The sequence below is a fragment of the Streptococcus oralis genome (assembly GCF_001075875.1).
GTDB lineage: Bacteria > Bacillota > Bacilli > Lactobacillales > Streptococcaceae > Streptococcus > Streptococcus oralis_I.
On sequence record NZ_JUOS01000025.1, the window covers coordinates 1 to 13,295 of the forward strand.

At 39.9% G+C, this 13,295-nt stretch carries 9 protein-coding genes; all 9 read right to left on the bottom strand.

The genetic code is table 11. The features are described 5' to 3' along the window. A partial coding sequence (locus ADM33_RS01265; protein WP_049502837.1) for an alpha-L-fucosidase occupies positions 1-4,977 on the bottom strand: 4,977 nt, incomplete at its 3' end. A gap of 321 nt (positions 4,978-5,298) precedes the next feature. Next, positions 5,299-6,183 carry an ROK family protein gene (locus ADM33_RS01270; RefSeq protein WP_049502838.1) on the bottom strand — a complete coding sequence of 295 codons (885 nt, stop codon included), beginning with the start codon at positions 6,181-6,183 and terminating at the stop codon, positions 5,299-5,301. A gap of 15 nt (positions 6,184-6,198) precedes the next feature. After that, entirely contained in the window at positions 6,199-7,116 is a 918-nt protein-coding gene (locus ADM33_RS01275) for a dihydrodipicolinate synthase family protein (RefSeq protein WP_049502839.1), read from the bottom strand. A gap of 164 nt (positions 7,117-7,280) precedes the next feature. Beyond that, positions 7,281-7,931 carry a DUF624 domain-containing protein gene (locus tag ADM33_RS01280; protein WP_049502840.1) on the bottom strand — a complete coding sequence of 217 codons (651 nt, stop codon included), beginning with the start codon at positions 7,929-7,931 and terminating at the stop codon, positions 7,281-7,283. A 20-nt stretch (positions 7,932-7,951) separates the two neighbouring features. Further along, complete coding sequence (locus ADM33_RS01285; protein ID WP_049502841.1) at positions 7,952-8,404, bottom strand: YhcH/YjgK/YiaL family protein; 453 nt, start codon at positions 8,402-8,404, stop codon at positions 7,952-7,954. Positions 8,405-8,846: 442 nt separating this feature from the next. Next, a complete protein-coding gene (locus tag ADM33_RS01290) occupies positions 8,847-9,689 on the bottom strand; it encodes a carbohydrate ABC transporter permease (protein WP_049502842.1) in 843 nt (280 codons plus the stop codon). Positions 9,690-9,704: 15 nt separating this feature from the next. Next, complete coding sequence (locus ADM33_RS01295; RefSeq protein WP_033587514.1) at positions 9,705-10,571, bottom strand: carbohydrate ABC transporter permease; 867 nt, start codon at positions 10,569-10,571, stop codon at positions 9,705-9,707. Between the two features lie 232 nt (positions 10,572-10,803). Further along, positions 10,804-12,129, bottom strand: a complete 1,326-nt coding sequence (locus ADM33_RS01300) for an ABC transporter substrate-binding protein (protein ID WP_049502843.1) — start codon at positions 12,127-12,129, stop codon at positions 10,804-10,806. Between the two features lie 117 nt (positions 12,130-12,246). Next, positions 12,247-12,945 (bottom strand): N-acetylmannosamine-6-phosphate 2-epimerase, encoded by a 699-nt coding sequence (locus ADM33_RS01305; RefSeq protein WP_049502844.1) that lies wholly within the window; start codon positions 12,943-12,945, stop codon positions 12,247-12,249. Positions 12,946-13,295: the final 350 nt, after the last annotated feature.

Here is a 13,295-nt window from a genome sequence, read left to right on the forward strand (position 1 = left end):
AAGTTGGTTGATAGAAGTTAGAGCTGCTTGCAAGGCTTTGTCTACCGCATCCTGAGTCTTAGCTGCCTCAATAGCAGTAAGAGCTTGCTCGGATAACTCGACTAGTTTCTTCTTAGCTTCCTTATCATCACCTAGTTCTTTGCTCTTGTTTTGAATAGCCTCTGCCAAGCTTGCCATAGCCTTATCGTAGTCAATCTTAGACTCTTCTGGTTGAGCTGGGGTTTCTTCTACACCGTAGTTTTCTTCCTTATCAAGGATCGTTTGCAAGGCTGTAGCTGTTTTCAGAACTTCTTGTGCATTTGCAGAACTTGCTGAAAGTTGCTCTGATAATTTGTCCAAGTTTGACTTGAAGGCTTGACGCGCCTCTGGAGTGTTCTTCAAACTTGTTTGGTCAAATTTAACCAATTCATCCTTCCAATTCTTCATTGCTTGGATTAACTGTTCTTTGGTATAAAGACCGCTATCTTCACCACGAGTGATGAACTGGTCTACTTGGATACCGATATTTCTAGAGGTATCATTTAGTTTTGGATCCAATTGCAAGGTTACAGCATGCCAACCTTCTTCTAGTCCTGTCAAACGAACGAGAGTCTGATCACCTTGGCGTGTAGCTGCTGTACCACTGAAGTACTTCTTACCGTTGTACTCAGAAGCATTACCTAGGCCATCTTGATACTCGACTTTTCTACCGTCTAACGTTACTTTGTAGATACCATGTCCTGGATCCACATATCCTTTGATCTCAAGACCTGTTCCGTAGAAGTAGGCTGTTACACTGGCATTTTTCTTCTGTTCTTCTGTCAAACGTCCAAATGACGCCCATGATTCTGTATTTTGGTATTTATCAGCTGAGTTCGTTTCATGGTTCCAACCTGGACTATAGTCAAGCTGAGGTGCCTGATCGTCATAGCTTGTCTGGTCTTTTAGGAGCAATTCTGCCTTCATCACTCGAATAGTAGCTTCTGAAGCAAATCCAAGCAAAGCTTCGTCTGAAGCACTCGTCATTTTCACTTTGAAGTCAAAGATAGAGTCAGCTTGCTCCGTAAAGTCAATTGTCGGAATGGTCAACGTTTTTTCTGTTTCACCATCTTGGAAGGTCAAATCAGCTGTTGTATCCTTATAAACTTTACCATGAACCCCTGTTCCTGGTTCAGTCACGACATGAACTGTTGCAGCTCCTTTGCTACCACCAACACGTTTAATCGTTACAGTGACAGGTTGTCCTTTTTGAACTTCATAGGTTGTTTCTTTCAACTCAAACATACCTTTACCAGCATTATTGAGCGTGTAGATACCTTCAGTTGCAATAGCTTTTCCAGTTTTGTTGACGAGTTTGATAGTGTGTTCACCTGGAGCCAAGTCATCTGTCTCATAAACCATCTGGCTACGTTTACGAGCCGCATTATTAGTTTGTACGTCTGCAACCTTTTGACCATCCACATAAACTGACATTTCACCGTGATTTGGATCCACTGTAGATACGACATAAGCTTTAGTTCCATTGAAACGGTAGGTTACGCTAGCATCTTTTTGATTGGTCCACATGGATGTTCCACGGACGCCTTCGGATTCGTCATACCAGGTTGTATTTGCTTTATCAGCTGTTGTATTTGAATGGTAATCCAAGCCTAGAGGATAGCCATCTGTTTTTTCGATGCTACTTGGTGTCTTATAAACAGAGAAGTTTGTCAAAATAGGAGTTGCTTGTGAATTCGTGATAGTCACACGAATCTTTTGTGCTTCCACAGGTTGACCTTGGACGAGACGACGATAACCAACAGTCGAACCTTCTCCATATGGAACCCAGCGACCATTGAGCTCAACTTCAACCTTAAATCCAGAGATACGTTGACCTTTAGCAATATCTTCTTTGAGTTCGACTACGTCAAAGCGTCTCTTTTGACCGAGATCGACAGTAAATTCACCTGTCTTGGCATCATTTGACAATGCCCAACTAGTATCATCCTTACCATCGGTTAGGTTGCTTGCTTGATACAAGTGATTCTTACGGGTAGAGCTTGCCGTTACAGTTGCTCCCTTGGCGAAGTCAGTTGCATACATTTGATCCAAGGTTGCTCGGAATTCTTTCAAGCGCGCCACATCTGCATCTGCGAATTTACCTTCTTTATTTGGTGGAATATTGAGGAGAAGTGGCGTTCCACGACCAACAGACTTGAAGTAGATATCCATCAAATCTTTGATTGATTTTGGTTGTTGATTGTCATGGTAGAACCAACCTGAACGGATAGAAACGTCTGCTTCACCGACAGAGTACATATCTCCTTCTGGATCTCCATGGTTGAGATATTCGTTCTTCACATCGTCAGTGATTTTAGCTTTCTTAACCTTATGCCAAACTGGATCTCCAGCGATACCACGTTCATTACCAATCCAACGGACACTTGTTGGTTGAGCAGAGAAGATAGCTATGTCTCCTTCAGCTTCCTTGATGTACTTGAACCACTCATCGAAGGTATAAGTTACTTTTTGAGCTCCGCTACCACGCGCACCATCCATCCAGACTTCGATAAATTTACCATTATTTCCGTATTTTGGATTGCCAAGGATTTCCTTGAGCTGGTTGAGGTAGTATTCGTTGTACTCTTTTTCAGTTGAAACATGATATTTAGGGTTATTGGCATCCCATGGTGATAGGTAAACCCCCATATTCATGTCATACTTCGTTGCTGATTTAGAGATTTCTTCGAGAAGGTCTCCCTTACCGTCTTTCCATGGACTTGCAGCTACCGTATGGTCTGTGTATTTAGATGGATAAATCACAAAACCGTCATGGTGTTTGACAACCATGATTGTTCGTTTGAACCCAGCATCCTTCAAAGTCTTAATCCACTGGTCTGTATCAAGATTTGTTGGATTAAAGTTTTGAGGATTTTCTCTACCGTTACCCCACTCAGAGTTGGTGTAAGTGTTCATTCCATAGTGGATGAAGGCAGCCAATTCTTCCTTGTGGTAGTCCAATTGGGCCTTGCTTGGTAGTGGTCCATAGTTTCCAATTTCTGTTTCTTCGTCTTTTGGATCCACTACTGGAGTTGCAGGAGTTACTGGTTTTGGATCTTCAATTTTTTCGTATTCAAAAATAACTTGATTCACTCCTTTATGTTGGATTGTTGCTTCTTGGCTTGCGTTGACTGCACGGTAGCCTGCAATTTCTTTGGCTTGGAATCTGTGAACAAAGGAAACTTCATATTCTTTACCATCGTTATTATCCACAGTCGCAGTTGCCAATTCTTGGTCTGTACCTTTCAAACGATAATGAACGTCAAAGGAACCTTTATTGACCTTATAAACAACCTTGATAACGCGAGTTCCTGCAGGAGCCTTGCTCACAACGCTATAATCATCTTCCCAAGCGTCTTTTAGTTGCTTATTGACAGTTTTGCCGTCAATCGATACAATCTCATATTTTTCTTTATTCTTCTTGAAGAAGTCAGTCTTTTCAATTTCTGTTTTATAGTTATAGTCGAACTGAGTTCCAACTTCTGTCTTTTCAACAAAAGTATCGTTTTCTTTGACTGGATTATCATTTTGGTCTAGGTGTTCGACAACAACTCGTCCATAATCAACACCTTCAAGAAGAGTCGCTACACCACTTTCATCGAAGGAATATTTGTTTTCACCTATAACAGCTGTCTTATTTCGAAGCATTTCTCCCTCTGGAGTGAAGTAATAACGATTGCCGTTATCGCCTTGATACCAACCTTTGACACCGTACTTGTCAATGATTTCTTTGACCCATGCCAATTGTTCTGGCGAGAGGACAAGCCCTCCTCCAAAGCGATCTTTTTCAGCAATGTTCGCATTATCGACAGTTCCACGTTGGTGGATCCCAATGACCTTACCATCACCGTTGATAATCCCACCACCTGAAAGACCTGATACAGAAGTCAAACGATAAGTGACACCAACTGTTCCCTTATCATCATACTTTTCAGTACCTTTAACAACACCGTCCGCCTTATACAATTGACCTGGAACAATTGGTTCCTTCAATTCTGGAGAAGTTGAATCTGTAGGGTAACCGATGGTGCTAACAGGTTCTCCAGCTTTGTATTCTCGATGTTCTGCTAAAGGAGTAAAGGTAGCTGCCTTATTTGGACTTGCAATTGAAAGTGGAACTGGAGCTACAACCAAGGCTAGGTCATTCTTATAGCCTTCACCGAATTTTTCTTTATTCCAGAAATGAATATCTTTTTCCTTGAACAAAACAGTATTTCCAGAGCTTGGCAAAGAATTATTCTTAGCAGTATTTGAACCTACATTGTAATAGAACTTAGCCGTATCACCACCACGGATAGAACCCGCATTAGTATCTGCATCCTTGACCAAGAAGTTGTGGGCCACTGTCAAGATGACATTTGGAGCAACAAAGATACCTGAACCTGAGTTAAGGTATCGCTGACTACCGCCATTTGCCAGAGGTGAGCTAAAGATTGAATAAACCATAGTAGCAGATGTTGCTGGTTGACCTTCATAATTGATATGCTTAAGGTCTTGTCCGCCATTGATAATGGCTCTATTTTCTTTTCCAGCTTCAGATGGAGTTTCTTCCTTCGCTTTTAAGATACTTTCAGTCTCTACTTGTGGACTATCTTTTTCTGATACAATAGCTGCAGTATCCACTTTTTTCACTGGAGTATCAGGATAGGCACGGTCAGGGATTTCTTCAGGGAGTAAATCGCCAGCCACTTCAGCAGTTTTCCCTTCCTCTGCCACTTTCTCGACAGCAGGTTCTGTTTTTTCAGTTACTTCTCCCTTAACTGCTTCTTCTTTTTCATGATCTACATCTACCACTTCTTTTGCTTGACTATCTACTTCAAGTTTTGGTTCTGTCACAAGTTCACTAGCCGCAACATTACCAGATGCAAAAAAAGCAAGACCGACTGCTACAGAAGCAACACCAACAGTCAGTTTACGAATACTAAATATTCGACCTTTTTCTAAAAAATATTGTTTCATCAAATACTCCTACTATTCTAGAGCAGTCAGCTACTGCCCGAGCCCAGCTTTAGCTGGCGACAATTTTTGTTTGATTCCCTAGCTTAAAACTCTGCTCCTAAGCTATTTATTTTTTGGTAAGCCTTTTTGTAGAAATCGCTTACATTTTTAAAAAATAAAATAATGCTTCCATTAGCAAGAATTTTTCTAGAGTTTTCGCATTATTATAAATATACTATGTTATATTAAAAAATGCAAGGGGTTTCAAAATTTTAACTAGATTTTTACTAAATGATTATTTTACTGTTTATGACTAAAAAATCCTAAATTGGCAAGGCCAACTTAGGATTGTTTTGTTTTGAAGTGATAGTAGGCTCCAAGCATACCTGCAGTATTTTGATGACGCGCAAATTCTAATCTTGTTTTTTCCGCTAAGCTCGGAACAAGCGCATCTTTCAGAGCTGTACGAATTTTCGGTTTCAAAATCGCTTCTTGCCCCATAATACCACCACCTAGTATAACAACCTCTGGATTGGCAACATAACAGATGTTAGCAAGACCTTTCCCAAGATAGTCTACCATACGGTCAATGCCCTCCATACAGAGTTTATTGCCTTCTGTAGCTTCTTTGAAAATTCTACGACCATTCCAATGAGCCACTTCCTCATCATGAGCCTTGGCTACATACTCAACCAAGGCAGTTGTAGAAGCTAAATCTTGGAAAGCCCCATCCTGCATATGCATATAGCCAACTTCACAGGCAGAATTACTAAATCCATGGAAAATCTGGCCATCAATGATTAAACAACCACCGATACCTGTTCCGATGGTCAAACAAAGCGTTATTCCTGCACCTTTTCCAGATCCAGAAACCGCTTCTGCTAGCCCTGCGCAGTTGACATCATTTTCAATTTCACAAGGAATTCCAAAGCTTCCTTCAATTTCTTTTTTAAATTGGGTTCCTGCATAGTTTGGAATTTGTGGACCAGCGTAGAAAATCTCACCCTTATCAGGATCAACCATTCCCGCCGAGGAAATGGCTACACCTGATACTGGTCCTTTTTCTAGATAGCTAGCTACGATATCTTTTGTTTTCTGTAAGATGTGTGGACCACCCTTATGCGCCTCAGTCGCTACTTCGTGAGACTCTACAAGTTGTCCATCCTGATCAATTAAACCATATTTGATATTAGTTCCACCAACATCAATTGCAACGTAATTAGTCATAAAGCCTCCTATTGATTAGAGGAAACGCTCCTTAGTTTCACGAATCAATGCCGCAGCTGCTTCTACAACTGGACGATCTTCTTCGGTCACTGGTGTAAGTGGAGAACGAACTGATCCGATATTAAGTCCTTCATTGATTTTCAAGACTTCTTTGATAACGCCGTACATATTTCCATGAGCTGCAGTCAATTTACCGATGATAGCGTTGATAGCATATTGCAATTCACGCGCTGTTTCTAGGTCTTTATCTGTAATCAATTGGTTGAGTTTCAAGAAAAGTTCTGGCATAGCACCATAAGTACCACCGATACCAGCTTTTGCACCCATGAGACGCCCACCTAGGAATTGTTCGTCTGGACCATTAAAGACGATATGATCATCACCACCAAGGCTGACAAAAGTTTGGATATCTTGAACTGGCATTGAAGAATTTTTAACACCAATGACACGTGGGTTTTTCAACATTTCTGTGTAAAGACTTGGAGTCAAGGCAACACCTGCCAATTGAGGAATGTTGTAGATAACGTAGTCTGTATTTGGGGCCGCTGCACTGATGTCGTTCCAGTATTTAGCAACTGAGTACTCAGGCAAACGGAAGTAAATTGGTGGGATTGTTGCGATAGCATCTACTCCCAAGCTTTCAGCATGGCGAGCAAGTTCGATACTGTCTTTAGTATTGTTGCAAGCCACGTGAGCAATGATGGTCAATTTACCTTTAGCAACTGCCATGACTTCTTCCAAGATCAATTTGCGGTCCTCTACGCTTTGGTAGATACATTCACCTGAAGAACCGTTGACATAAAGCCCCTGAACACCTTTATCAATGAAGTATTGCACCAAGGCACGAGTACGTTCTGGGCTTACTTCACCTGCATCATCATAACATGCGTAGAAGGCAGGAATGACACCTTCATATTTTTTTAAATCTGACATAGATTTCTCCTAAGATTTCTTATTTTCTGCTCTTGGCAGATGATTTTTTACTATTTTAGTATACACTTTGTAAAAAGCGCTTTCAATACATCTTAGCCACTTAGATTTTAATTTCTATTCATCTCCCATAGCTTTTCTTGTTTGAAAGTAGTTTCATAACGTTTTCAATCTTCCTGATATTTAGCAAACAATTTTTCCATTAATCCAGCTTGGCAAAAGGCAAGAAGGCCAAAGCCAAAAAGTAGAAATGCTGAACCACCAAGCACTAGAGTGAAGCCTGATAGATAGAGAAGCATCATGATTAATAAAATAATTGCAAACATCAAGAAGAACCACACGAAGTTAAAGCTGACCAAAAGCAAGCCCTTTTGAAGAACTTCTTTCCAAGTCAAGTCATAACGTGCTGCAATTGGATAGCTAGCCAACATGACTAAGGTTAAAAATATCAGAATTCCCAAGCAAATGGCTTTAATGAGCTGGAAGCCTAGGCTGGTTTGCCCCCAGAATAGTGATAAGTCAACAACGCTAATCAGAAAAATTCCTAGTTCCAACAAACCTAACTGGAGACCTAATTTCAAATTTTGCTTAAAGGCTCTCATATAAGTTTTAAAAACAGGAACACGTCGACTACTCTTAACTTCAAAGATTGTCTGATAGAGACTGATTTTCGCTACTCCGATCGTCACAATTGGCAAACAAGACACAACAAAGAGTAGATTAACCGTCACAATATCTAAAACTTTCTCGCAAAAACGCATCAGAAAGTTATCCGTATCAAATGCCGCTTTTATCAATCCAGATCCTTTATGTGCCATTGTTTGCTCCTCCTAACTGACTAATCGATTAAAATTTTAAATAAATATTTACGAACTTTATCTTCCATACCTGCATAACCATTAGGTTGATGAGGTTCACCTGGGAAAAAGACTGCAAAATTGTGATAACCCAACAAGAGTGGGTATTGTTCATGACAATGGACAAAGCCGATATCGCTAGCTTCATCAAAGGCTACAGCCTCATCTTTGATGCGAGAGCCGTAGCTAGAGTACTCATGTCCTTCAACCAACAAATGCAAATCTGCATATTTTTTATGATGCTCAAAACGATCATTTTCTTCTTGATTGAGAACATTTTCTTGCACAACTAGAAAGACCTTATCCCCATCAATCTCATATTTACCTAATTCAAAACTATCTTTACGATGCTCATAGAGATAATCGATAGCCTTATCGAGATTTGGATGAATTCCTTTATAAAAGGTGATATTTTTTAAATCATCAAAAATCATAGTAATTTCCTTCGCTTCTGATGCTTATTTCCAATTTGATTTATCTTTTTATAATTTCCCTTAAATAGTGCGGACGGAAGGTAAAATTATCCAGTGGATGATTTTAGAAAACCATGAAATGAAAGACCTAATTTTTGCGCTCCTCGCTTATTCATTTCTAGGTTCAGGCTAAAATAGTTCCCCGAACTATTTTACTCTCAAAAATTCCGTCCAAGATAAGTACAATATACTTATCTTGGATACCACTAAGATGGGAAATAACTATTCTAAATAGTATCTAAAAAGTCAAAAATTAAGTTTATAAGTGTCTAACAAAACTTCATGAAGTAAGCAACTCCTCTCCATTTTGTAGACACTTATATAGCCTATATTCTCTTAGTCTATCAACTATACTTCTGCATACTGATAAACAAATTGTACTATATTCAATTTTCGCAGAGTACTATCCTTTAACAGCTCCCATAGTAATCCCTTGAGTGAAGGATTTTTGGAAGACAAGGAAGACCGTTACGATTGGCACAGCTGCAAGGGCAGCACCAGCCATGATCAAACCGTAGTTGGTTGCCATCTCAGCCTGCATAGTCGCAACCCCGAGTGAGATGGTCAAGTTGTTACGAGATGTCAACATAACCAACTGCATAAAGTAGTCATTCCATGTGTTGATGAAAGTAAAGATTGCAAGAGCTGCAAATCCTGGCTTCACGATAGGGAAGGCTACGCTCCAGAATGTACGAATCTCGCCACATCCATCGATTTTAGCAGATTCAAGCAATTCTGTAGGAATGTTTTCACTGAACTGTTTCATAAGGAAGACCCCGAATGGCCATCCAATCAAAGGCAAGATAACTGCCCAAAGAGTGTCGTGGATTCCCATAAAGTTGACGATACGTACCAATGGTACAAGGACAACTTGTTTTGGAAGAGCCATGGCAGCGATAAAGATTGCAAAGAGAATGCGTTGTCCATAGAAACGTTTCTTAGCCAATACATAACCCGCTAGTGAAGAGGTTGCACAAACCAAGAACATCGTTACTAAAGAAATGAACACTGAATTCCACATCCATTGCAAGGCTGGGTTTTGCACCATCAATTGTTGGAAGTTCTCCATAGTTGGAGCTTTAGGGAACCATTGTGGTGGAATCATAATGGTATCTGGTTGTGATTTGAATGCACCTGTCAAGATCCAGTAGAATGGGAAGATAAACAGTACAGTCAACAAGAGCAAAATGATTGTTGAAATAACAGTAAAGGCTGTTAATGGTTTCTTTTGTTGTGTAGGTTGCATAGCTGTCTCCTTTCCTTAGTATTCTACATCGTTTCCGAGGATCTTGAATTGAGCGAAGCTGACAAGGGCAATCATAACTGCCAAGAATACACCAATAGTATTGGCATAGCCATATTCAGTCAATTGGAAGGCTTTTTCGTAGAGGTAGTACATAAGTGTACTTGTTGAGTAGTTTGGACCACCAGATGTCAACAATTGAATCAAGGCGAAACATTGGAATGAGTTGATGGTTGTAATGATTGCGATATAAAGAGTTGTTGGAAGGAGGCTTGGCCATTTAATCTTCCAGAATACTTGAAATTCAGTCGCACCGTCAACACGAGCTGCTTCTACAAGTGAATTATCAATATTACCCATTGCAGCGATGTAAAGAATGATTGGTTGACCAACTGATGTTGTCAAAAGGATAATCATAATCGCCATCAAAGCCCAGTTTTTATCTCCCAACCAAGAAATGTTTTGGCTGATGATATGGCTTGACTTAAGCACGAAGTTCAAAATACCTGATAGTGGATCGTAGATCCATTTCCATACTACTGTTACGGCAACACTACCTGTTACTACAGGAAGGAAGAAGACGAAACGGTAGAAAGATCTAGCAACGGCATTTTGTTGGTAAGTTTGTGATGCCACAAAGAGCGAGAAGAGTACAACGACTGGTACAGACCCAATAACCAAGATTACGGTATTAATCAAAGATTTTGTAAAGACAGGGTCTTTAAACATACGAATGTAGTTGTCCAAGCCAACAAACTCAAAGCTAGTCATCGAGTAGTTAAAGAAACTTGTGATGAAGCCCATGATCATTGGAGCTAAAACGAAGACGGTAAAGAAGATTAATACTGGTGCTAGGAATGCGTAAGAAATAATAGTTTCCCGCATGCGAATTTTATTGATTTTCACAGTCGGCACCTCACTTTCACATAGTTTTGTTTTTTTGACTGTCATCTGACCCTGATCTAAAATCAAAATGAAATTTTTCTAAGATTCGTCAATGTAAAAACTTCATTTTAATTTTGACCTGTCAGTTGCTTCTATTTCAAACAAAAGTCCCCCTTTTCATACACAGATGTGCTCAGGGAAAAGGGGGAACTCAGTTTTTATTTAGGACTTATTATTTAGCTGCTTTTTTGATTGTTTCATTCGCTTTTTCAGTGAATGCTTTCAATGCTGCAGCAGGTTGTTCGTCACCATTTGATACAGCTTGCAACATTGGGAACCAAAGTGTTCTCATTTCAGCAAAGCCGTCGATTGTGTTGTAGTATGGTGAGTAGTATTGAGTCCAGCTACCGATTGTTTCCATACGTTTGTCATCATAAAGTTTTCCAAATGAAGTACGAACTGGGAATGCGCCTGTACGAACTACGTCTTTAGGACCCCATTCTTTGTCATCTGCGATGAATTGGATGAATTTCTTAGCTGCTGCGACTTTCTTTTCGTCTTTGTTATTAAATACTGCAAATCCATTTACAAGGTATTCAAGAGCTGGTTTACCTGAATCAGATGGGAATGGTACTTCTACCACTTCTACTTTACTTGATTCCAAAAGTTTAGCTTGGATACCATTTTGAGCTGGAGCCCAAAGGATTGTGTAAGAAGTTTGACCGTTTGCAAAGTTTTGGATGTCTGCTCCACCGTCAAATTGTGAACCATTGTTCAACAAACCATCTTTGATCCAGCTTGATGCTTTTTCAAGACCTTTAACGAATTTAGGATCGTCAGTTGTATATTTAGTTACTTCTTTATCAGTTACAGAACCGCCATAAAGGTTAGCGATGAAGGCACGTGTTCCTTGGTCTCCCCCTTGACCTGAACTGAACAATGAACCTGGTGTATACCCTTTATCTTTAAGCGCTTTCAAAACTTTTTCAAAGTCATCAGTTGTCCAACCTTCTTTTACAAGGTTTGCAACTCCTGCATCTTCCAACATTTTCTTGTTCATAGCCATGTAGAATGGTGCAGAACTGATTGGATACATGTAAGCTTTATCACCAGCTTTACTTGCTTGGATGATATTTTCATTGTTGACATCTTTAACAAATTCATCTGTAAAGAGGTCGTTCAACTCAGCCAATTTACCATTTTTACCGTATTGGATGATACGTCCTGGTGCGTCAAAGAGAACGTCTGGTGCAGTTCCTGCTTCGATTGCTGTTGTGATTTTTTCTGGACCAGATTTGAAGTCGATTGTTTCTAGTTTAACTTTAACATCTGGATTTGCTTTTTCAAAAGCTTCGATGATAGATTTTTCATAAGTTCCTACACCATCGCCAGTTTTTTCTTGAGTAAAGACTGGGAATGCCCACCAAGTGATTTCAGTTTTTCCACTGTCACTACCAGAGCTAGCAGCATCTTTGTTTGCATCTGATTTGCCACAAGCAGCAAGAGATAGAACCGCAGCACCCGCAAGTACTGTACAAGCTAGTTTTTTAAATTTCATTTGTATTCTCCTAAATGATGATAAGCGTATCCGAATCGGATAATGAGCAATGTCGACTTTGTATACGTTTTCATTTTTTCCTACTAATCAACCACTCTCCTCGTTTTTTATATTGTGTTATTTAAGACCCGCAACAAATCGTTCCGTAATCTCTTTTGGTCTAGTAATAGCGCCACCAACTACGATACCTCGCACTCCGTAACCTAGGATTTGCTTAGCTTGTTCTGGTGTGTGAATTTTTCCTTCAGCGATGACGTCCACCCCTGCATCACAGAGTTTCTTGATGAGTTCAAAGTCTGGGCCATCCACTTTTGGACTGTAAGAAGTGTAACCTGATAAGGTTGTTCCGACAAAGTCAATTCCCGCTTCAACTGCTGTTAGACCTTCCTCAAAGGTACTTGTATCAGCCATCAAGAGTTGATTTGGATATTTTTCTTTGATCTGACGGATAAATTCTTGGATCTCCAAGCCATCATGACGTTCACGTTTGGTACAGTCAAGAGCAATGACTTCGATGTCAAGAGCTGCTAGTTCATCAACCTCTCTCATAGTCGCTGTGATGAATGGTTCCTGTGGTAGATAATCACGTTTAATAATTCCGATAATCGGAAGTTTAGTGACCTCTTTAATTTCCTTGATATCTCGAACACTGTTTGCTCGGATACCGACTGCACCACCTTGTTCAGCTGCTTTCACCAACAAGGGGATAACTCCTCCCGCTTCTGTGTAGAGCGGTTCATGAGGAAGTGCCTGACAAGAAACGATGATTCCATCTTTGATTTGTTCAATCAAGGCTTCTTTACTAATTTGTGGCATCTACTTTCCTCCTTTTCTTTTCCTTTGTGTTTATGTGACTATTATAGCTTATTATTAAAGCGCTTTCAATAACTTGTGCTAGAATAGATTGGAGTTTCAAAACAATTTTATGCAACAGTTTCTTCTGAAAGTAGTTTCAGGGACCTAAAATCTATCCCAACACCTCTTAAATTTTGAAACCAGCCCTTTTTTCTCGCAAACATGAAAGAAAAAAGGCCGTAACTAATTTTCGTTACGACTCTTTCTAACTAATACTCTTCAAAAATCAAATTCAAACCACGTCAGCGTCCCCTTGCCGTACTCAAGTACAGCCTGCGGCTAGCTTCCTAGTTTGCTCTTTGATTTTCATT

Coding starts and splice junctions, on each gene's coding strand:
- ADM33_RS01270 (WP_049502838.1), bottom strand. CDS start 6,183: ATGACTAATTACGTTGCAATTGATGTTGGTGGAACTAATATCAAATAT.
- ADM33_RS01275 (WP_049502839.1), bottom strand. CDS start 7,116: ATGTCAGATTTAAAAAAATATGAAGGTGTCATTCCTGCCTTCTACGCA.
- ADM33_RS01280 (WP_049502840.1), bottom strand. CDS start 7,931: ATGGCACATAAAGGATCTGGATTGATAAAAGCGGCATTTGATACGGAT.
- ADM33_RS01285 (WP_049502841.1), bottom strand. CDS start 8,404: ATGATTTTTGATGATTTAAAAAATATCACCTTTTATAAAGGAATTCAT.
- ADM33_RS01290 (WP_049502842.1), bottom strand. CDS start 9,689: ATGCAACCTACACAACAAAAGAAACCATTAACAGCCTTTACTGTTATT.
- ADM33_RS01295 (WP_033587514.1), bottom strand. CDS start 10,571: ATGCGGGAAACTATTATTTCTTACGCATTCCTAGCACCAGTATTAATC.
- ADM33_RS01300 (WP_049502843.1), bottom strand. CDS start 12,129: ATGAAATTTAAAAAACTAGCTTGTACAGTACTTGCGGGTGCTGCGGTT.
- ADM33_RS01305 (WP_049502844.1), bottom strand. CDS start 12,945: ATGCCACAAATTAGTAAAGAAGCCTTGATTGAACAAATCAAAGATGGA.